The sequence below is a fragment of the Helcococcus sp. KG196 genome (assembly GCF_046035495.1).
Taxonomy (GTDB): domain Bacteria; phylum Bacillota; class Clostridia; order Tissierellales; family Peptoniphilaceae; genus Helcococcus; species Helcococcus ovis.
On sequence record NZ_JBFNFI010000004.1, the window covers coordinates 13,817 to 36,887 of the forward strand.

The 23,071-nt window shown below is 28.6% G+C and carries 20 protein-coding genes; 7 read left to right on the top strand and 13 right to left on the bottom strand.

What is annotated here, in order from left to right; all coding sequences use genetic code 11:
* Positions 1-163: 163 nt before the first annotated feature.
* Positions 164-922, bottom strand: coding sequence for a MurR/RpiR family transcriptional regulator (locus tag ABGF45_RS02785; protein WP_209021583.1), 759 nt, complete (start codon positions 920-922; stop codon positions 164-166).
* A 113-nt stretch (positions 923-1,035) separates the two neighbouring features.
* Between ABGF45_RS02785 and pfkB the strand changes: the two genes are divergently transcribed.
* The 3 genes from pfkB to ABGF45_RS02800 are packed head-to-tail and all read left to right on the top strand — an operon-like array spanning position 1,036 to position 3,823.
* Positions 1,036-1,971, top strand: a complete 936-nt coding sequence (pfkB, locus tag ABGF45_RS02790) for a 1-phosphofructokinase (RefSeq protein WP_134744019.1) — start codon at positions 1,036-1,038, stop codon at positions 1,969-1,971.
* On the top strand, positions 1,968-3,362 hold the full coding sequence (locus ABGF45_RS02795) for a PTS fructose transporter subunit IIC (protein ID WP_209021584.1): 1,395 nt from the start codon (positions 1,968-1,970) through the stop codon (positions 3,360-3,362). The genes pfkB and ABGF45_RS02795 overlap by 4 nt, the downstream gene beginning before the upstream one ends.
* A gap of 17 nt (positions 3,363-3,379) precedes the next feature.
* Positions 3,380-3,823: a PTS sugar transporter subunit IIA gene (locus ABGF45_RS02800; protein ID WP_134744021.1), complete on the top strand. Its 444-nt coding sequence runs from the start codon at positions 3,380-3,382 to the stop codon at positions 3,821-3,823.
* A 326-nt stretch (positions 3,824-4,149) separates the two neighbouring features.
* Here the strand turns inward: ABGF45_RS02800 and ABGF45_RS02805 are convergent, their stop codons facing one another.
* Positions 4,150-5,469 (bottom strand): MATE family efflux transporter, encoded by a 1,320-nt coding sequence (locus tag ABGF45_RS02805; protein WP_134744022.1) that lies wholly within the window; start codon positions 5,467-5,469, stop codon positions 4,150-4,152.
* Positions 5,470-5,784: 315 nt separating this feature from the next.
* Positions 5,785-6,585 carry a GNAT family N-acetyltransferase gene (locus ABGF45_RS02810; protein WP_134744023.1) on the bottom strand — a complete coding sequence of 267 codons (801 nt, stop codon included), beginning with the start codon at positions 6,583-6,585 and terminating at the stop codon, positions 5,785-5,787.
* A gap of 144 nt (positions 6,586-6,729) precedes the next feature.
* Between ABGF45_RS02810 and ABGF45_RS02815 the strand changes: the two genes are divergently transcribed.
* From ABGF45_RS02815 to ABGF45_RS02830, 4 genes are all read left to right on the top strand, one after another.
* The gene (locus ABGF45_RS02815; protein ID WP_134710890.1) at positions 6,730-7,776 is read left to right on the top strand and encodes a dihydrodipicolinate reductase; all 1,047 of its coding nucleotides are present in this window, start codon (positions 6,730-6,732) and stop codon (positions 7,774-7,776) included.
* 101 nt (positions 7,777-7,877) lie between these two features.
* On the top strand, positions 7,878-8,459 hold the full coding sequence (locus tag ABGF45_RS02820) for a TetR/AcrR family transcriptional regulator (protein WP_134710889.1): 582 nt from the start codon (positions 7,878-7,880) through the stop codon (positions 8,457-8,459).
* A 78-nt stretch (positions 8,460-8,537) separates the two neighbouring features.
* On the top strand, positions 8,538-9,266 hold the full coding sequence (locus ABGF45_RS02825) for a YebC/PmpR family DNA-binding transcriptional regulator (protein ID WP_408112586.1): 729 nt from the start codon (positions 8,538-8,540) through the stop codon (positions 9,264-9,266).
* Positions 9,267-9,964: 698 nt separating this feature from the next.
* On the top strand, positions 9,965-10,777 hold the full coding sequence (locus ABGF45_RS02830) for a hypothetical protein (protein WP_408112587.1): 813 nt from the start codon (positions 9,965-9,967) through the stop codon (positions 10,775-10,777).
* Positions 10,778-10,804: 27 nt separating this feature from the next.
* Here the strand turns inward: ABGF45_RS02830 and ABGF45_RS02835 are convergent, their stop codons facing one another.
* The 10 genes from ABGF45_RS02835 to ABGF45_RS02880 form a co-directional block, all read right to left on the bottom strand.
* Positions 10,805-11,308, bottom strand: coding sequence for a hypothetical protein (locus ABGF45_RS02835; protein WP_134710886.1), 504 nt, complete (start codon positions 11,306-11,308; stop codon positions 10,805-10,807).
* Positions 11,292-12,143 (bottom strand): CPBP family intramembrane glutamic endopeptidase, encoded by an 852-nt coding sequence (locus tag ABGF45_RS02840; RefSeq protein WP_209021585.1) that lies wholly within the window; start codon positions 12,141-12,143, stop codon positions 11,292-11,294. The genes ABGF45_RS02835 and ABGF45_RS02840 overlap by 17 nt, the downstream gene beginning before the upstream one ends.
* Positions 12,144-12,168: 25 nt before the next feature.
* On the bottom strand, positions 12,169-12,660 hold the full coding sequence (locus tag ABGF45_RS02845; RefSeq protein ID WP_134744025.1) for an adenylate kinase: 492 nt from the start codon (positions 12,658-12,660) through the stop codon (positions 12,169-12,171).
* Positions 12,661-12,939: 279 nt separating this feature from the next.
* Entirely contained in the window at positions 12,940-14,676 is a 1,737-nt protein-coding gene (locus tag ABGF45_RS02850) for an ABC transporter ATP-binding protein (protein ID WP_134710876.1), read from the bottom strand.
* Between the two features lie 3 nt (positions 14,677-14,679).
* Complete coding sequence (locus ABGF45_RS02855) at positions 14,680-16,596, bottom strand: ABC transporter ATP-binding protein (protein ID WP_134744026.1); 1,917 nt, start codon at positions 16,594-16,596, stop codon at positions 14,680-14,682.
* A 195-nt stretch (positions 16,597-16,791) separates the two neighbouring features.
* Positions 16,792-17,397: a TetR/AcrR family transcriptional regulator gene (locus ABGF45_RS02860; protein WP_134744027.1), complete on the bottom strand. Its 606-nt coding sequence runs from the start codon at positions 17,395-17,397 to the stop codon at positions 16,792-16,794.
* 452 nt (positions 17,398-17,849) lie between these two features.
* Entirely contained in the window at positions 17,850-19,076 is a 1,227-nt protein-coding gene (locus ABGF45_RS02865) for a glycerate kinase (protein WP_134710873.1), read from the bottom strand.
* Between the two features lie 16 nt (positions 19,077-19,092).
* Positions 19,093-20,481, bottom strand: a complete 1,389-nt coding sequence (locus ABGF45_RS02870) for a GntP family permease (protein ID WP_408112589.1) — start codon at positions 20,479-20,481, stop codon at positions 19,093-19,095.
* 138 nt (positions 20,482-20,619) lie between these two features.
* Positions 20,620-21,771 carry a CdaR family transcriptional regulator gene (locus ABGF45_RS02875; protein ID WP_408112590.1) on the bottom strand — a complete coding sequence of 384 codons (1,152 nt, stop codon included), beginning with the start codon at positions 21,769-21,771 and terminating at the stop codon, positions 20,620-20,622.
* Between the two features lie 669 nt (positions 21,772-22,440).
* Complete coding sequence (locus ABGF45_RS02880; protein WP_134744029.1) at positions 22,441-22,680, bottom strand: SdpI family protein; 240 nt, start codon at positions 22,678-22,680, stop codon at positions 22,441-22,443.
* Positions 22,681-23,071: the final 391 nt, after the last annotated feature.

Sequence of the window (23,071 nt, forward strand, 5' to 3'; positions counted from 1 at the left end):
AATAAAATCTTATTTACATGATTTATCTTCTTAAACTACTACCTATAAGCCGGACACATAAAATTACATTTTGACAATATATTAAATGGTTATACCAAAAATTATACAGTAAAATATAATAAATTTTATAAGAAATTATTGGTAATACCTTTTTATAGACCAATTAATTTTCTAATGATATATTAAATTTATAAGAATAGCAATCAAGTAAAATTCTACTTATAACGTTTAGTGAAAGTCTGGATCGTACTTCATAATCAGGAAAATAGGAAGAAGTTGATTTATATCCTTCTATAATTATATTGCAATTTTTTGCCAATGAAGAGTTTATATTTGTAGTTATCAATATTGAAGGAATTTCATTTTGAAGTGATGATATAGAAGCATCTACAAGTTCTTTTGTTTCTCCTTCTAATGAAATATATAAAATACAGTCATCTTTTTTTGCTTTTTTTGAAATTTTTCTTATAATATTTGGATCTGTATAAACGTCACATCTTTTATCTAATAATTGGAATTTAACCTGAATTTCTTGAGCTACAAGTTCAGATAATCCCCTAGCAAATATAAGTATAGTGTTAGCCCTTCTTAAATAATTTATTGAATCATAAATTGATTTAATATTTAATTTATTTATTGTACTATTTACTTCTTGTTGATTTTTAGAGATAATATTTTTAATTTCACTTCTATCTTTTTCCTCAATAATATCAAAGTATTCTTTATTTTCAATATTAGATATTAAATTAAATTTATATTCTGAAAAGCCATTAAATCCTAATTTTTTAACTGTTCTAAAAATTGTTGTAGTAGAAACATTAGCCAAAGCACTTAACTCCGTTATTGAAAGTTCACATATTCTATGTGTGTTTTTATCCATAAAATCTATTAAATATTTTTCTGTTTCTGTAAATTTTTTCATAATCATTTCCTTAAAATGGTAAAAAGTTTCTATATTTAACAATATTATATATCAAATTAGAAAATATTTACATCGTGCAATCGTATATAATTATATTAAAGATAGGAGGTAGGATGATTTATACATTTACAGCAAATTTGGCAATTGATTTATTTATTGAAACTGAAAAATTATTGCCGAATAAAGTTAATAGAACAAATTATTTTAAGTGTAGTGCCAATGGGAAAGGTGTAAATGTTTCGATTATTTTAGAAAATCTAGGAATCTCAAGTACTGTAACAGGATTTAAAGGTGGATTTACAGGACAACATATAGAGGACGATTTAAAAAAACGAAATATTAAAATTTTTATGCCTGAAATACAAGGATTAACACGCATAAATGTTTTTACAAATGTTCTTGATGAAAAAAAAGAATATACACAGGTTAACCCCGGGCCGATTATAGAAGAAGAAGCTAAAGAATTTTTAAAAGCTTATTTTGAAAAAAAATTTCAGAAAAATGACATTCTTACTATAAATGGGAGTTTTCCAAAAGGTATTGATGAAAACTATATTTTTGAAATATGTAAAATCGCAAAAGATAGAAATGTTGAAATAGTTATTGATAATTCTTCAAAATTTGTTATTAATCTCTGCAAATTTGAACCGTTTATATTAAAACCAAATGAATTTGAGTTATGCTCTTGGTTTGATGAAAATGTTAAAGATGAAAAACAATTTATAAGATTAAGTAAAAAATTGATAAAAATGGGAACAAAGAATATTTTATTATCATTGGGAGAAAATGGAGCAATGTTAATAAACGAAAATTTAATTTTGAAATGTTCAGCTCCTGAAGGAAAAATAGTAAATACAGCTATGGCTGGAGATACTCTTTTAGCAACATATATTGCAGAAATTTATTTAGGAAAAGATGAAGAATATGCATTAAAAAAGGCAGTTTGTGCTGGTAGCTCAACAGCATTTAGAGATGGGCTTACGGATTTTTCTGATGTAAAAGATTTAATGAAACAAGTAAAAGTAGAAAAAATATGGGAGGAAATATGAAATATAAAATTTTAGCAGCTACAGGATGTACAACAGGCATAGCTCATACATATATGGCACAGGAAAAATTAGAACAAGCAGCAAAAAATAAGGGAGTTTCCATAAAGGTTGAAACTCACGGACAAATAGGTGTTGAAAATGAGTTTACCACAGAAGAAATAAAAGAGGCAGAAGCTATAATTATTGCGTCTGATAAAGATGTACAAGATGAAAGATTTGTAGGAAAAAGAATAATAGATGTTTCAGTATTACAAGGCATAAAAAACGCTGATAAACTTATTGAAGATGCATTAAATGGAAAAGGCGTTGTGAAATATCCTATTAATAACTCAGAAAATATAAATATAAATTCTTCTCAAATCAATAATGAAAATTTAAATTTTGGTAGACAAATCTACAGACATTTGATGAATGGCGTTTCTCATATGTTACCATTTGTGGTAAGTGGTGGTGTGTTAATTGCTATTTCATTTTTATGGGGGATTTTTTCATCAGATCCAAATCATGCATCATATAATCAATTTGCCGCAATATTAAAAAATATAGGAGGTATTGCTTTAGGATTAATGACCCCTATATTAGCAACTTATATCGCTCAAAGTATAGGTAAAAGGCCGGCTATTGTTCCGGGGTTTATCGCAGGATTTATTGCACATAATGGTGGAGCTGGCTTTTTAGGAGGCATAATTGCTGGATTTATAGCTGGTTACAGTATAATTCTATTGGAAAAATTATTAAAAAATGCACCAAAACAATTAGATGGACTAAAAGCTATATTTTTATATCCATTATTTAGTGTTTTAATTACAGGTTTATTGATGACTATAATTGTTGGACCAATGGTAACTATAAATGAAGCAATGATGAAATTTTTAGCACAATTTGAAAATTCTAATCCTATAATTTTAGGTTTTATAGTAGGAATAATGTGTGCGACAGACTTTGGTGGGCCAGTAAATAAAGCTGCATATGTAACAGGCACAGCACTTCTTGCACAAGGAAATTATTCATTTATGGCAGGGGTATCAGCTGCATGCATAGCTCCACCTCTAGTTACAACTATTTCAGTTTTATTATTCAAAAATAAATTTACAAAAGATGAAAAAAACGCAGCATACGTAAATGCAATATTAGGAGCAACTCACATAACGGAAGGAGCTATTCCATTTGCAGCAAAATATCCTTTGAGAGCACTCCCTTGCTTTATGTTAGGGTCATCAGTAGCAGCTATATTAACTTATCTTATGAAAGTACAAGTTCCAGCACCTCATGGGGGATTCTTGGTATTGCCGGTAGTAACTAATCCACTACAATGGGTGATTGCTATATTAGTTGGTTCAATAGTAGGAGGTATTGCTTTAGGCTTAACAAGAAAGAAAATAATGGAGTAAATTTTTAAGGAGATAGAATGGCGATAATTACAGAAAATGGAATATTATTAAATCAGAAATTTAGTAATAAAAAAGAAGTTTTAAGGAAATTGTCTGAACTTTCAGTTGAATTGGGAATAAGTTCTTCAAAGAATGAAGTTTTTAAATCTTATGTTGATAGAGAAAATGAAGGTTTGACAGGAATGATGAATAATTTTGCTATTCCTCATGCCAAATCTTCATCAGTAAAAACAGCACAAATATTATTTATTAGAAACGAAAATGATATAGAAGATTGGGAAACCTTGGATGAAAGCAAGGTTAATCTGATTATATCCTTATTAATTCCTGAAGATAATAACGAAGAACACTTAAAACTTTTAGCAAATATTTCAAGAAAATTGATGAATGAAGAAAATATTGAGATATTAAAAAACGCTAAAACTAAAGATGAAATATTAAAATTGTTATCAATCATATAAAAATAAAAAATTCCCATGCCACTTTTACATACTCCTTTTAGGAGCTTTGAAAGTGGTTATGGGGATTTTTTTACATTTTCATGCAACTTTAAAGTTTTAATCCTATACAGGTAAAATTTTTTTATAAAATCATGTACCACAAAAATTTCTCTATATTACAGGTAAATTCTTTTGAAAATCATGTATTATAGCAATTTTTTTATATTACAGGTAAAAAAGGTTAAAAATAATCATGTATTACAAATATTTTAACAATTTACATGATTTATCTTCATAATAATCGGAAGTTAATTTCCAATTTTATACAATTTCCTATAGAATTGGATCTAGTCTTCCAATTTTCCCCTTTTTATATTTAATAAAAAAACTATTGATACAACTAATGTAATGAACTCTGAAACTATCATGGCGTACCAAATTGAGTTAATTCCAAATATTGATGGAATGATGTTTACACTCAAAGCAACTAAGACATATCCTCTTAAGATGCTTATAATAAACTCTTTTCTTGGCATTCTTACTGAAGTCAAATATCCACCTGTAACTATGTTAAATCCTAATATTAGGAGTGCGAATGAATATATTCTTATATCCATTATTGCTTCGTTTAAAAATTTCAGCTTTGTTTCGTCTAAAAATATGTTGATTATTTCATCAGTCCAAATTTGAATTATCGAAAATACTAAAATTGTTATTGAAAAAACTATCAGATACATCATTTTTTTTAGTAATTTTACACTTTTTATATCCTTTTTACCAATATAATAGGATATCAATGGTTGCGTGCCTTGATTTACCGATAACATAATATTTGTAAATAAATTCAAAATATACATTATTATAGAAAATATTGCAAGACCCTTAATCCCTTGAATTGTAGCAAGTTTATTATTAAATATAAAAATTATAAATCCGGTTGACAATTCTGCTAAAAATGCCGGGATACCATATTTTATGATATTTATTAAAATATTATAATTAAACTTTACTTTTACAAAATTCAATCTTGATTTTTTTGACGAAAAATAAACTGCATAAATTATAGAAGGTGTAAACTGTGAAATGCCTGTTGCCCAAGCAGCTCCTTGTATTCCAAAGTTATAATAAAATACAAATAAATAATCCAAAACTATATTTATACATGCTGAAATTAACATTAATATAAATCCTATTGTTGGCTTACCTTCAGCCTTCACAAGCAATTCAAATACATAAGTAAGAATGATAAAGGGAGAAAATATCGCAATTATTTTAGCATAATCAATTACGTACTTCTTTATATCATCATTCTTCCCTAAAAAATCTGCGATTAAATCAATATTAAAAAATGAGATTAAGGCTATAATCAAACCCACAATACCAGCTATCAAAATAGTTTGAGTGAAATATTGGTTTGCTCTTTTTTTATCGTTTTTTCCTAAACTAAACGAAACAATATTTAAGCTTCCAACAGAAAAAAGCATAGATAGTGAGAATAAAAATGTAATAAATGGCATGGTCACATTTACAGCTGACAAAGCCTCTACTCCTATACCTCGCCCTACAAAAATTCCATCAACTACTGAATAAATAGAATAAAAAATTATTCCTCCTATTGAAAGTGAAACAAATTTCAGATATTTTTTTATGAGATTTCCATCTTGCATGATGGCTCCTTTCTTTTTTTATATAACTGTATAATATATTATATCAATAATTAATTATAAGATGCCGCATATTCTTTAACTACTTGCATCTCTTCAGCATTTAATCTTAAAGATATTCCCATAACACACCTTCCTTTGTATTACAAAGTAATACAAATATAAAGATTTTTCAAGTTTTTTGATTATTTCTATAAATAACTCTTAATAAAATCTGAAATAGACATAAATTTAATATTTTTATAAACCATACTTCCCCATTAAGTAATTTTCTGTAAATAATCTATTATTTTAGATTTTTCAACTAAAAATAGAATTTTAATCTTCTCTCCTAAATTCTACCTGAGAAAATATTTTTTCAAACCCAATAGATGAATATAAATGATTTGAAATCGGATTTTTCTTATCTACATTTAACACCGCAATTTTGCCATTTTTAATAATTTCATTTTTCAATGTGTTTACAACTTTCCTTGCATAACTCTTTCCACGGTATTCAACTCTCGTGTATACATCTGAAATCTTACAAATCTCATCTGAAAAATCTCCATATTTTGCCATTGAAATTATTTTATCTCCATCTCTTATAACCCTGTATTTATCAATATTTGATTTTAGTTTTTCTAAACTTACCTCATTATCCAAACCTACATCTTTTATAAAATTTCCCAAACAATCATATAATTCATCTATATCATCAAAATTTGTGTGTTCTACTTCATTACAAGATGGTTCTGTAATCTGTTTTGAGTCCATGAAATCAAATGCTAATCCTAATTTAAATTTAATTTTATATTTTTCTGCAAAAATATTTTTAATTGAATTTCCTAATTCATATAAACTCAAAAAATTTTTAATTTCTAATTTTTCGGTAAGAATGTAATCAATAGCCTCTTCTAAGCATTCCTCATCTCCATAAAATATTGCACCGTATGGATCACACTTAATTATAATAAGTTTTTTATCACCAATTTCAGATTTTAGTGCATAGTTTTTATTGTCGCATTCTTGCAAAACATTAGAATTATTTATTAAATAAAGAGAAAAATATTTATTATGTTGTAATAATCTTAAATTTTCGGTAATGAATTCTTGACCATTTTTATATTTTTTTATCATTTCGCCTCCAATTATTTGCTTATTGTAAGTATTATTATATATTATTTAAATTTATTTTTAAATTAACCGTACGGTTGACAAAATAATAACCTTATGATATTTTATAATTAACCAATTGGTAATTAAAATAAATTAGGAGGGAAAATGAGAGTTGTACAAGTAGGTTGTGGAAAAATGTCCGTTTATACTATGAGATATGTATTAGAAAGAGGTGGACAAATTGTTGGAGCATATGATATAAACAAAAATATTATCGGAAAAGATATTTCAGAAATTATAGGATGTGAAAAGCAAAATGTTATTGTGGAACATTTTGATAAAATGGATGAATCATTAAAAAAATGTAATGCAGATATTGCTATAATAACTACTCAAAGTTTAGTAAAATCGATTCTTCCTACACTAGAAATATTAGCAAAAAATAAGGTTAATGCTGTTTCAATTTGTGAAGAATTGTTTTATGCTTGGGATTCAAATCCTATTGTTTCTAAAGAAATAGATAGAATTGCTAAAGAAAATGGTGTAACTTTCACAGGTAGTGGCTATCAAGATGTATCCTGGGGGAGCCTACCTTTAGCTTTACTTGCCAGTGCTGCATCTTTTAAGACAATTCGTGGTATAAGTAGCTACAATCTTGAGGATTATGGTCTAGAAACTGCCGCAATGCATGGCGCAGGATTAACAATGAAAGATTTTGATGAAAAAATATTAAAAATTAATAATGTCTCTGAAGAAACTCAAAAAAATTTAATTGAGGATGGTGAATTTTTACCCGGTTATATGTGGCCCGTAAATGGTTGGATTGCATCTTCTTTAGGCTTACATGTTACATCCATGAAACAAGAAGCATTTGCAACAACTCATGAAAGTGATTTATTTTCAAAAACATTAAATAAAAATATTCCAGCTGGTGATGCTACAGGATTAAAAACAATTGTAACATTTGAAACAAAAGAAGGAATTACAATCATCACAGAATGTATCGGTAAAGTTTTTGCTGAAGATGAACTTGATGTAAATGAATGGATAGTAGAAGGTGAACCAAATATGAGAATAACTATGGAAAATCCTGCTACAGTTGAAATGACTTGTGCTTGTGCTGTAAACAGAATCCCTGATGTTGTTAATGCAAAACCAGGTTATATTACTTCTGAAAAAATGAATGATTTGAAATTAATTAGAAAATTTTAATTTTTTATGAAAAAGTTGAATCTAAAAGTTCAACTTTTTTATTTTATAACAAAGTTTAATAATGATATAATATTACTAATTAATACATTTAAGGGGTAAAAATGCCAAAAATAGTAAACATTGAAGAAGAAAAGGAAAATATAATTAATGCTTTTCAAAATTGTATTTTAGAAATGCCTTTAAGTGATGTTTCCGTAAGAATCATTGCAAAAAGAGCAAATATATCTCACAGTAAAATTTTTTCTTATTTTAAAAATAAAAATGAAATAATTATAACATATGCAAATAAAATAGCCGAGGATTATTCTATAGCATTTAGAGATTTACTAATAAAATATAAAAATTTAGATAAAAGCAACCTTAGTGTTTTGAATAGTATTATGTCAGAACTATTTGAAATTGATCCTAATAATATAATTGAAAAACTATATGCTCAAATTTATGTTTTAGGTCAATATGATGATGAAATTAAATCTGTTGTACTTAAAGCTTATGATAATTGGAGAAAATCACTAAAAAAACTCATGCTTACCATCGATAATAAAATAACTGATGAACAAATTAAATCAATACTAATTTTAATAGAGGGTATAATGATTTATAGAATGAATGACAATTTTTCAGCAAAAGAAGCTAAAAACATTTTAAATAATTTAATTAAAGTTGCAAGCCAAAATCAATAATTAATATGCTTCCCATTATATCAAATTTTTGATATAATATATGCGATTAGTTTTAAATAAATGAAAGAAGGTATTAAAATGGGAAGAGCTCATGAAGTGCGTGCAGCGTCAATGGCTAAAACTGCCGCTATGAAAACAAAATTATATTCAAGATTTGGTAAAGAAATATATATTGCAGCAAAGAGTGGTGAACCAGATCCAGAAATGAACTTAACTCTTAAGAGAAAAATTCAAGAAGCAAAGTCCAATCAAATCCCTGCTGATGTTATTAAAAGAGCTATCGATAAAGCAAAAGGTGGCACAGTAGAAAACTATACTGAAGCTCGTTATGAAGGTTTTGGACCTGGAAATTCAACATTCATCGTAGATTGCTTAACAGACAATACAAATCGTTCAATGACTGACGTAAGAACAGCATTTACAAAATCTCCCGGTGCGAAGATGGTTAACACAGGTGGGGTTTCATACAACTATGAATCTGTTGGTCTATTTGAATTAAAATATGACAATGAAGATGCTATGCTGGAAGCCTTACTTGAAGCAGATGTTGATGTAATTGATGTATTAGTTGAAGACGGTGAAATGACCGTAAAGACATCATTTTCTGATTTTGGTAAAGGTCAAGATGCAATTGAAAAATTAATTCCAAATGTAGAATTTGACACTTGTGAAACTGCAATGATTCCAAATGAATATGTTACATTAACAGCACAAGAAGATATTGATGCATTCAACAAATTAATGGGAATGCTAAATGAATCTGATGATGTAAACAAAATTTACCACAATGTAATTATAAATGAATAATTTATTTGCCAAACATATTAAATTGTTTTTTAGATCTGACTTGCTTGTGGCAAATTAAAATTTTTTTGCCGACCTCGCTAAGTTGGTTTTGCTAGACTTGCTGGTGGTAAATTAGTAAAAGCTCCTTATGGAGCCTTTTTTTTTGAAAAAGTTGGGCATTGAAATATTTTAGGAACTTGATGTCCCAATCGCAATAAAACTGGTAAGTAAATTTACTATAGCTATGAGTTATCTTAAATTTTCATTTTGCATTTTTGTGGGTACAATTTTTAACTCGAAAATTATCGCTTTTTTTAGATTTTATATTTTGTGGGTATTTTTTTAAGAACTATTTTTATCGCATTTTTTCCATTTTTAATTTTGTGGGTATTTTTCATGAAAAATTTATAGGGATTTTAATGTATTTCATTATCTCAATTTAATGAATATGATTTTTGAGATACTTTTCATCCCTAATTTTATTATCGCTTTTTTTAATATTGATTTTTTGCGTACATTTTAAGCTAAAATTTTATTATCGCTTTTTATTATTTTTTTTAATTGAGATAATTTTCTAATTTACATTTTTGATTTTTACATGTCCTCTTTAAATTTTCAGAACACAGATCATATATTTCCATAATATATTAAATTTTATTAACAATAATGACATTAACATTTCACAAATTTTATGTAATAATCTATACAAAGGAGGTAATATGAATATAAAAAATTTACTAGAAAAATATTCAATTATTAATCAAAAACTAGACAATATCACAGTTACAAATATTAAAGGAGGTTTGGTTGCTAGAAAAAAAGGTAATAAATATATCTATTATCATAAAACAAAAAGAAAAAATGGAAAATTCACAGAAAAATATTTAAGAAATGATGAAATGAATACGGTTAAAACTTTAGCTTACAATTCTTATATCAAAAAATTAAAAAAACATGTATCTAAAACGTTGTTATTACTTAAAAAGTTAAGTAAATTAAATTTAGAAAATGGCATTGATGAAATTTATGATAGTCTACCTGATTCAAAAAAGAGCTTATTTTCTCCTATTGAACCTACATGGGAACAAGTATTAAAGCATTGGAAATCTATACCTTATGAAAAAAAGCCATTTTTACCTAATTCACAAGAAATATACACAAATAAAAGCGAACGTGTTAGATCTAAATCTGAAAAAATTTTAGCTGACTATTTTGACAGCATCGGCCTTGAATATAAATATGAATGTCCTATAGTTATTTCAAAATACTCAACTCTTCATCCTGATTTTACATTTTTAAGTCCTATTACTAAACAAGAAATTTACTGGGAACATTTTGGAATTATGGATAATAAAGAATATGTAAACAATGCAATTTCAAAGTTGGAAGCTTATAATTCAATTGGAATTTATCAAGGAAAAAATCTAATTATTACTTATGAAACACAAATAAAATCTCTCAATACAAATTTTTTCAAAAATCTTGTAAATGAATTTTTAGTAATAAAAAATAACTCCAAAAATCAAATTTAACATTCAAGTTTTGGAGCAATAATTTTATTAATTTTTTATCCTACTTTTTTCTTTCTTTACAAAACCCATTAGTTCTTGATTATTACTTCTGATGCTATTTAATAACTTTAGTGCATCTTCATTTTTATTATTATCAATTAGAGCTGAAGAAACATTTAATTTCCATATATTCCACGCTTCTTCCCCTGGTTTTATATTTTTTAATTTTAACAATTCATTTAGTGTATTATTTGGATCTTTAAGTTCCATGTTTTCATTCATTATATTATTCATTGGAATTACAAAGTTTCTATTTATTCTTTTTGTGATTATAATATTTTTGATTAAAAAAACTATAATGAATGTTACAAAAAGTATTAAAATAAATAAAGCATTATAAAGAAACGAATTTTTTTCCGGATTATTTCTTATAAATTTAAGATATACCAGTGATTCTATAAAAAATATTATAGAAAAAATTACTAAACTAGTTATATTTTTAGGTTTCCCTGTAGTTTTTACCAATTCTTCAATATCATATTTCACATCCATTTTTTACTCCATTTTTCCCAAAATAATATAGTAGTACTGTAAGTGCTGTTAATATGATAACTGTTAAAATAGTACCTTCTACCCCAAACGATGGATCATATGCAAAGGTTATGTTCTTAGTACTTTCAGTCAACTTAAATATTGAATACTCTGCTTTAAGTCCACTATTCGGCAAACCAAATATAATATTTTGTGTAAAATTCCACATAGTATGAATACCCATTACCATCCACAAACTATCCGTATAATAGACAATTAACGACATTAATAATCCATAAATAAATAAGTTATATATTGCTAATGGTGAAACTCCTGAATTTGTTATATGTAATGCTGCAAAAAATATCGGATTTATAATAATTGCAACCCATGGACTTTTGTATCCATTAATTAAACGTCTATATACAAAACCTCTACATAAAATTTCCTCTGTAGATGACTGGATAAATACTGCTACAAATATAGCTAACAAAGGAAGTGGTTGAAACATAGAAAATGTAAGTTTTATATCTCCATTTAAATATGCAACTAAAATTGAAACTCCATTAAGTAAAAATCCTATTAAAATACTTAAAAATAGCATTTTAAAACTGTTTCCTTTTACTTTGTTACCCATATATTTTAAAATATATTTATTTTTATCAACTAAAATAATAAGTAAAAATGTAGTAATCATCGCTCCAATAAATTTAAAATATAATAAAAATACCTTTGTAAAAGATGTACTACCTTTCGGAATCCATTCTACAAGTATACCTCCTAATAACATAATAACAAATGCTACAAAGCATACCCATATAAAATTATCTCTAAATTTTGATTTGTTTTCTTTCATTTTTTCCCTTTTAATTTTTATTTTTCTACATTTCACTCAAATACTCCTCTGCTTGAGTTCTATCAGTGAATATAACTATTTCTTTATTTTTATATTTTTCTAATAAATTTATTACATTTGGTTTACTTATTTGATTATAATTTTTTATAAATTGAATAAATTCCTCATCCACATTTGTTTCATCTTCTATCCAAGGCATGTCTGGTCTTGGATTTCCTCTCCTCGCTTCAACACCACTTAAACAAAGTTCTAAAGGATAATCCAAGAAAATCACTGTATCACATGCATTCATTCTTAATTCCATAGTTGAATCATAGTTTCCGTCAATAATCCATTCATCTCTTTTAATTACTTCATTTTGTCTTTCAATTAATGTGTTTCCATCTACTGTTGTCTTGTCAGCATTCCAGTACATCATGTCCAAATGATACAAAGGAATTTGTGTGATTTTGTGCAATTTTCGAGAAAATGTGCTCTTCCCACTTCCCGGACACCCTATAACAATTACTTTTTTCAAAATTGGCTCCTTATATAAGTTTTGTAGGATTACGTTCTGTTTTACTAAAATTATATTATAAAATAAAAAACAAAATCAAGCGTATTTTTTTACGTTTGATTTTGCGTTTGGTTTTATGATTTGTGACTTTAATTGTGTAGTATGTTGATATATCAAAAATTTCACTAATTAAAATTGTTTTATCCATATAAGGAATTCTTTGTCCTTTTTCTCATTTTGAAAAAGGTTGTCTTAAAACTCCAAATTTATTTGTAAATTCTTCTTGAGAATAACTAATTCCTATAATCTCCAATTGGCCGCACGTTCTCGTGCTTGTATAAAGGATGAATAAATTCCGTCTTTAAGAACTAATTCACTATGTTTCCCGACTTGCACCAATCTACCTTTATCAATTACTAAAATTTGATCCGCTTTTTTCACCGTAGAAAGTCTGTGTGCTATAGAAATAACAGTATGCCCTTTGGATAATTCTTCAATAGCCGCCAAAATCTCATATTCATTTTCAGGATCAACAGAGCTGGTCGCCTCATCTAAAAGAATAATCGGTGCATTTTTCAGTAACGCTCTCGCAATAGAAACTCTCTGTTTTTCTCCGCCTGAAAGAGAACTTCCCCCTTCGCCTACCATAGTGTTATAACCGTCGGGAAGTTCCATAATAAAATTATGACAACGAGCCTTCTTAGCAGCTTCCACTACTTGTTCATGACTTGCATCAGGATTTGCAAAGCGAATATTGTTTTCTATGGTATCTCTGAAAAGATAAACATCCTGGAAAACAAGAGAAAGATTTTTCAGTAAATTTTCCACTTTATAATCTCGTATATCCTTATTTCCCAATCTTATTTCACCACTGTCAACATCATAAAAACGAGATATTAAATTGATAATTGTAGTTTTCCCTGAACCGGAAGGTCCTACAATAGCTGTCCTCGAACCCTGCGGAATTGTAAATGAAAGGTCTTTTAAGACAGGATTTCTCTTATCGTAACCAAAATTCACTTTGTCAAATACAATATCATTGTTTTTCATAACTTCTACAGTCCCATCACTTATTTCAGGAATATCTAAAACTTCCTCCAAATACTGCATATTGGCAGGATTTTTAACCATTAAAATAGCTGCATTCTCAAGTTGTTTTAATCCACCAAAAATCATAAAACCGGCAGCCGAAACAGTGAGTGCTTGTGGTAATAAAACCTCTCCTTTAGTATAAAGATAGCAAGAAAATAGTGTAACCAACAGGCTCGAAATATTGATAACGGTAGAAAAAATTCTGGCATAAATAACAAAAACCATCTCAAAATGTACTTGAGTAAGTCTAAGCTCCTCAGAAGCATTTTTCAATTTAGAATGTATTTCCTCCTCAACGCTCTCATTCACAAGCGGAAAACTTCGAAGCACAGGAATACCGCTGATACTGTCGACTAAAGCATCTCCCAACTTGGTAATGGCAGTATGTTCACGTGCAATTTCTTTCTTTGCTTGATTAGTCATAAGGAATACGCATAGCCAAATAAAGATTAAGCAAATCAAAGTTAAAATCCCGATTTTAATATTTACACCGAACATTCCAATCAATAGGAAAAATGATATTGAAATTCCGGAAACAGCAAAGTCTATGCTCATTGCAGAGTAGTTTTCAAGACTCTTCATAACATTGGTAAATGCTGCCATAATTCTTGATAAACTTTGTTCTGCAAAATATCCCATAGGTGCTTTTTTAAGTTTTTCTCCGACTTTAAGTCTGTAATCCTTGAAAATTCCGAAGAAAACACCGTCGCTAAGACCACTTTTCGCCCAACCTGTGAGAAAATTGAAAAGAAAAGATGCAAACAATACTCCAAAAATAGTCCAAATATGTCCAACAGTAATTTCTTTCATCCAACCGAATGCAAGGAATAGAGCGAAAAATCCAAACAACACGGAAGCGTTTTGAAGAAAAATAAGTAATATTCCCGCTTTAAGTCGATTTTTATACTGTCCCGCTAATTTAAATGATAATTTTATAAACTTCATATCCTACTCCTCTCCTAAATATTGTTTCCAAAGACTTGCATATAGCGGCTCTTTCATAAGTTCATCGTGTTTACCTCTAGCTATAATTTTACCTTTATCAATTAAAATTATTTGATGTGCCTGCTTAATTGTATTTAATCTATGAGCAACCATCACAAGATTTTTTCCCTTTACAAGATGAGATAATGCTTCTTGAATGAGTGCTTCATTTTCCGGATCGGCATAAGCTGTTGCCTCATCTAAGACAATTGTTGATGCAGGTTTCAATATTGCTCTGGCAAGAGTTATACGTTGTCTTTCTCCACCTGACATCGCTCCGCCTGCTTCACCCGCTTTAGTATCATACCCCTCAGGAAGTGCCATAATAAAATCATGACAATGAGCAGCTTTTGCTGCCGCAATAATTTCATCCTCACTCGCCCACGGTTTACCAATTCTTATATTATCTCTGATACTAACATCAAATAGAAAGTTATCTTGTGATACGAAAGAAATCTCTTCTGCAAGCTGTTTAAATGAGATTTTATTTGTATCCACACCTCCAATAGAGATTGTGCCCGATGACTGATCCCAAAATCCTGCCAAAAGTTTTGCAATCGTAGATTTTCCTCCACCTGAAGGTCCCACAAGTGCAGTTACTTCTCCGGGTTTTGTTTCAAAAGAAATGTTATGCAATACCTCAGTTCCGTCATGATAAGAAAAACTTACATTATCAAACTTAATTCCTTTATTCTTGTCTATAGCAACTTTATTTTTTGAATCAGGTCGCTTTTGTACAGGCATATCAATGAGTTCTTGTATAGATACCCAAGTATTGGATGCCATTTGGAAAAGTTCAAAGCTCATCATGATTGCAAAAGCCTGTGGAAGAATAGCTATCGGCAGTATAAGTGATAAAATTAAGGTTTCGATGCCTATTTGTCCGTTCCCATATAAATAAAAAGCTAAAGGCATACTAACTATCTGTGGTGTCATCATAGCCGCAGTCATAAGTGCTCTTCCGAACCAACTTTGTTTCCACCACTTCATCGTAGAAAAATGATAGAATTTTACAGCATCTGCAAATTTTCCATAAGAAACTTTATCTTGTGCAAAAGCTTTGATTACAGGAATCCCACGAACATACTCAGCACTTCTGTCCGCAACATTGGCATAACTCGATAGCCACACAGCCATCCTGCTACGGTACTTGTACATCATAGTAGCCATTCCGATAAAAGCAATTGGCAGTGGTACAAATATTGACAATCCTATACGCCAGTCTAATAAAAATAAAATGATTATACATAGTATCGGATGTAAAAGTCTGCTGGGCAATTCCGGTATAATATGTGCTACCCAATCTTCCATATCCGCTACTCTATCCATGATAATTACCTTAATTTTGCCCACAGGATTATCCACTAGGTATCCCATCGGAATTACCTTTAATTTTTCAAATAAAGTCTGTCTAAGTTTTGAAAGTATAGAAAATGATGTTTTATGTGAAATTGTTGTACTAAATCCAGTAAATATAAAGTAAAGCATCAATGATCCTACCGCTAAAAAAGCATATTTCAAAAGTAAATCAAACCCGACAGGATTACCGCCGGAATTTTTTATTAACCATCCTGCCGCATAAGCACTGAAGAAATAAGCAGAAAAACTAAAAAGTTCTCCAACGCAGGCAAAAATAACAGAAAGACGCATCCTCCCCTTATACTCCGGAGCTACATTCATAAGTGCTTTATTTAATCCACCCATACTGATTTTGGGTTGTTTTTCACTTTGCTCAATATCACTTTCGATTCGCTGCATAATCTCAATAGGGACATCAAGATTTAAACTTTCTATTTCTTTTATTAAATTTTCATTTTCATTAGACTTCTTGCTGTCCGAAGATTTATCAAACAATTCATCATTATTTTTTTTCTTCTTCATTAATTTTTCTCCTTTCTTAGCGTACAACTACACTGCGATTATAAAAAAAAATACTCTATTTACCTTATCATAGCTGTCAATAAACAGTTTGATGTTTTCTTCAAAAAACTCTCCATTATTTATAAAACCATACCTTATTTAATTTGAAATTTCACAACCTAACAATCATATTCACGAAAAATATTAAAAATAATTTTATAAAACTTCATTTTCAGTGCCTCCGTTTTCAAATATACAAATAATCATTTTTTCTAAAATATGCCTATTCTTGGTCAAATTTTCTCTTGCTTCCAAAACATTTGATGCAAGAATCATTGCATTTACAAAATCAGTAACTAATTGAAAAATATTTGAGTCGGTTATCCATCTTGGTTCTTCATTCATAACCGTTTTGAGTCTTTCTTTTGTCTGCTCCTGTAGTTCTATCATTAGATTGCTCAACTCCGGATTTCTTTTTTTAGCAATTAAAAACTCAACATAAAGTGGTATGTACGGATTATCGTCAATTATCTTTGTTACAAGCTCCTTAGCCATAAACTCCTTAGTAACATTTTTATGAGACTTAGCCAAATGTTCTCTTATAATTTCATCTCTGTATTTGTTTCCGTTAATCATAATGTCTCTAAAAATTTCGATAACACTTCCATAATAGTGATAAACTCCACCTTTAGATAAACTTGTTCCTGCAATAATTTCTTCCATTGTTGTCTTTTCAAAACCCTTTTCTGCAATTACTTTTGCAGCTGAATCCATAATTTCTTTTCTTCTCTCCGCCTCACCTAGTCTTTTAGCCGCACACATTCTTCCTCCTTTAATAGTTATCGACGGTGTCGTCTATAAATTATTATACATCAATTAGGTTCTCCTAACAAGTTTTTTTGTCTTATCTATTTTTACAATCTGATAATATAGAGAAAATCTTAAAAATATTGATGTTGATTATTGGATAAATTTTTTCAACTTAAAAAAATCTTCTATAAATGAAGAAATAGAAAAAATGAAGCTAAAAAATAAAACAATTTTATAACACCATTCATATCAATTCAAATATTAACTAAGGACAATTTAATAAACTATGGTATTGTTACAAATGACTAAAAATTTGTTTTAGGGTATATTATTTTAGTTTTTAATATTAATACTATACCATATAAAAGAGCTCTAGATATTCAAATCCAGAGCTCTTTTTAGTGCTTTTTATTAAATTTTTGTAATTTAAAGGATAATCATCTATTTTACAATAAACTCATTTACTATCTAATTAAAGCAACTGTAAAATCATTTATATTAGTACCTGTAGGCCCTGTAATTATAAGACCATCAACTTTTTTTAAGTAAGAATAAGAGTCATTATTTTTTAATATATCATAAATTTTATATCCCTTATCTTCTAACAGTCTTTTTGTATTACCATCAACTATTGCTCCGGCAGCATCAGTTGGCCCATCTGTACCGTCAGAGCCTACACTGAAAATTATAACATTATCTAAAGATGAAATTTTTTCTGCCGCACTTAGAGCTATTTCTTGATTTCTGCCACCTTTTCCATTTCCTGTAATCTCTACAACTGTTTCTCCTCCTAATATAATTGCAAGTGGTCCTTTATCTCTATATGTCTTTACAATAGAGGCTAAAAAAGAGCCTGCTTCTTTAGCTATACAATCTAGCTCATCTGTTAAGATAAGTGATTTATAACCTAATTTATTTGCAAAATTAGATACTTGATGAACCAATTCCTTAACACTTCCCATTACGATATGATGTGCATTTTCTATATGCTTAGGAGTTTCTATAAGTAATAGTTTTTTTATATCATCAGAAATTCTAAGATTATATTTATCTACTATTTCTAAAGCTTGCTGACTAGTTGACTTATCTGGATAAGCAGGTCCCGAGGCTATCATATCTAAAGGATCTCCTATAATATCACTTAAAACTATAACTTCAAGCCTCGCAGGATGGCACAATTGAGCAAATCTTCCACCCTTGACCTTAGAAAGTCTTTTTCTTATAGTATTTATTTCTTCTATACTTGCTCCCGAAGCTAAAAGCTGTTCATTAATATCCTTGGTAAGATCTTTCGGTATTATTGATTTTTCAAATAGAGCTGAACCTCCTCCTGATATCAATAGTAAAACCAAATCATCTTTATTTAAATTTTCAACCATTTTCAGAGCTTGATCTGTAGCATAATAGGAATTATCATCCGAAATCGGATGCCCAGCTTCATAACATTTAATATTTGGAATTTCTCCCATCACGTGATCATATTTTGTGATTACTATACCTTTGTTAATTTTATTGCCTAAAACTTTTGCTGCCGCATTAGCCATACTCCAAGCTGCCTTACCTATAGCTAATAAATATAGATTTTTTGATTGTAAATTTATTTGTGATAGTGCTTTTTTTACAGCATTATCAGGCTGAACAGCTTCAAGTGTTTGCCTTATAATTTGATAAGCATGTTTTCTAATTGTCATAACTAACTCCTTTCAATTAAATAAATAAAGAGATAATAAATACTGCAACCATAGAACAAATTCCTTCGATTAATGTTGCAATAGTTTGAGTTTTATATCCTTGATCCGCCTCCATTCCACCAAAATTTGTTACTACCCAGAAATATGAATCATTAGCATGGGATACAGTCATAGCTCCAGCACCAATTGCTATTACAACTAAAGCAGCATGTTGAGGTGTAGAAAATCCCAAAGCCGGCAATAATGGAGCCATAATTCCGGCGGTAGTAGTTATAGCTACAGTTGAAGAGCCCTGAGCCGTTTTGAATATTGCCGAAAGTATAAATGGGAAAAATATTCCTATAGATTGAAAAACTTGTGCATTTTCAGCTATATAAGAAACTAAACTGGTATTTGATATAACTTTTCCCAAAACTCCCCCAGCCGCTGTGATAAATAGTATAGGTCCTACAACCTTTAATGTATCATTTGTATATTCATAAAGTTTTGAAATTTCTTTTCTTGAAAATAATATTATTATTGAAAGTATCACACCTACAGCCAAGGCAACTATAGGAGTACCAAAAAATACACATATTTCTCTTAAAGTTCCTTTCCATCCGGCAATCTTTGATATATTTGAAAATGCCATTAAAATTATTGGAAATAAAATTGGAAATAAAGACATAAACCCAGAAGGCAATTGACCATATTCTTTTACCAATTCCTCGTAAGTCTTTATATCTTTTTCATTTGCTATATCTTCATTAGATTCGACTTTTTTTCCTATATATTTAGCATATAAGTAGCCTCCTATTAAAGCAGGTATAGATGCTAAAAAACCATAAAACATAACAGTTAATAAATAATCTCCAACGCCTAACGTTGCCGCAGCTGCTATCGGTCCCGGAGTAGGTGGTATAAATACATGTGAACAATATAGCCCAACTGATAAAGCAACTGACATGGTAACACCCGATATATTTGTTCTCTTAACTAACGCTTTTCTAATTGGATTTAATATTACAAATCCCGAGTCACAAAAAACGGGTATTGAAACTACCCATCCCATAAGCATTATAGCTATATCCGGTCTTTTTTTCCCTACTAATTTTATAACCATGTCTGATAACTTAATTGCTGCACCGGTTTTTTCGAGTATAGTGCCTAATAAAGCCCCAAAAATTATAACAATCCCTATGCTGGTAAATGTAGATGAAAAACCCTCTCCTACTACGGAAGCAATGCCCTTTATAACTTCTCCTTTTTCATTTGTAACATTATTTAATGGGATTCCTCCTATTAAACCTAATGCAACAGAAACAAATAATATTGATAAAAAAGGGTGAACCTTAAATTTACTAATAAGTAATATCATGATTACAATTGCAATTATAAAAACAATTGAAAATGAAATGCCTGTCATACTTTCCTCCTAAAATAAATTTTATATGCTCAAATTCCTGCATATCTAATATAAATTATATTCTCAAAAGAAAGTGTTTTCTATGTTATGGAGAATGATTTTTCAGCATATTTTTAGTTTTATATACTAAATTTATATTTACCCTTCTACGCCATATAAAATTCTATAAAACTCTAAGAAAAAATAATAATATATAGCGTGTGAAGGCTTTCGAATATCAAAACCTGTAAATTCAAACATCTTTTGCAATCTATACTGAATTGTGTTTTTGTGAAGATAAAAATTTTTAGCGATTAATTTTATAGATCCGTCACTCTCAAAATACGCATCTATGATTTGTATGTACAAAAGAAGGTCGGAACGTGGTATTTTTTCTGAAAAAGCATTAATAAAACTATTCATTTTATCCATATCTATGTCCAATAGATAATTCTCCAATTGCAACTCATCATAATAAACTATACTTTTTCCAATCTTTACAGCCAATTCTTTAGCTCTTAGTGCTTGAGTGTATGAGTTCCTATAGGAGATTTTATCACTTATGATATCTCCTATACCAAATATAAGTCTTTGATTAAACATTTGATTTATTTTATTCCCTAATTTATATAATTTATTTTCAAATCTAAAATCATCCACATTATAAAAAAATGTATAGTGACTTGGTAAATACAAATATAAAATTTTTGTGTTATAATCTGCAAATTCTCTCACTATATCATCTATGCTATCTATAATTCTCTGACCTTCAATTGAAACAATCAAATCCGCATAATTCTTTAAGGAAAATACTACCGCCCTTCTTTTTAATCTTATATCAATTCCAATTTCTATTCCTCTGGTTATAAAATCATGATTTTTTGACAGTGCAGGATTTGCAAGAAGATCTTCTATATATCTATACTTTATATGTCTTTTTAATCTGCTATCTTCTTTAATGATTGAACCCTCAATCATTATTTCTGTCATTTTCTTAACTATTGTAGCATAGGGCATGACCTTATCTTTTTTTCCTGTAATGCCTACAACTCCTACTATCTCTCCAAACACTTTTAAGACTAAGTTTATCCCCTCTTTTGTATTTTCATTTTCCATCTCAGCACTTATATAAAACATCTCCAAAGACTTATCAATAATTTGCTTTGCTCCTAAATGTAAACCTCCTATTCTAGTAGGATCAACCGATGCTATGATAACTCCTGATTTATCCATAAAATTAAAATTGGCGTTAATGTGAGTCTTCAATTCATATACTATTTTTCGTGCAAATTCTTTAGAAATTTCATACATATATCTTACCTCCATACAATAAAACATCTTATATAAAAATCAATATAGTTCATTATTTCCCTTTTATACATAAATCAGGATTTATTTTCTTACTTCTTCATCTGCAATCTCAATGTACTCTTTCAGTTTTCTCTGCAATAAATTCCTAGCTATCAATTTTACATACCAAAAAAGCACCTACTTTTTTATATAGATGCTTTCCCTTAATTATTTTTCGTTTTAATGAATTTTCATTTTAATCATATATATTTTGTAGCTCTTCCTATACCCAATCTTTTAATATCACCTTAAGCTACTAACTTCCTCAATGATCCTTCAATAATGATCCTTCAATCGAACTTACACTTAATGACGGGCAAAGTTCTCTAATATCTTGTTTAATAAATCTTCCAAGTTCCTTTAAAGTTGCCGCTTATCCTGGTATCTATAAATCGAAGCAACTAAACCAAGAACTTCTGAATCCCATTTTTTATCTTTAATTTTAGAATAATTAAAATTTCTCATTAATTTATTCCTTATAATCGATTTCTCCTTAAATTAAGGTTTAATGAGTTTATTTAATATTTATAATTCATCAACTTCTTTTTTCAATTGTAATTCTATAATTGGTATGGTAAATAAAAAGTAAAATGATTGGAATATCATAAAAATTCCAAATAATACTTTATCTTAACCAAATTTTTCAACTATATATATAAATATTATACTTAAAAATAACAAATATATTCCTGCTTTAAGCAAAACTTTTCCCATAAGTTTTTGACCAATTTCCCAATTTTTTTGTGATTTCATTGATAACTCAGTTCTGTATCCCATAAATGAATTAATTTTTTTTATTGGTTTATTTTTTGTTAATATACCTAAAATAATCATTAATACCGGGACTAATAGATTAAATAAATATAACATAATGTCTCCTATATAATTTATTTTATCCCTTAAAATCTACTATGCTTTGATCGATAATTTAATAATTAAGGGTTAATCCTCTATAAAAAATTCCTCAAAAATAATATACTATTTCTGAATTTTAATTTTTGAAGATTAGATCTTGAGATAAGCTAAAACCTAATTTTTTTCATCAGTTCATTTCTTAATACTATTTATTTTCTTTGTAAATTTATCAAAATCAGAATTAATTATTTGTGTCTTATTAAAAATGTCATATTCTTTCAGTTGCTGACTTCCATGTTTTTTTTCCTTGTTTTGTATTGGAACTGTCAATATAATCATAATTAATTTTGTACATTTTTATATTAGCATTAATATTTACACTTCTGTAATTACCTTTTTACACTCG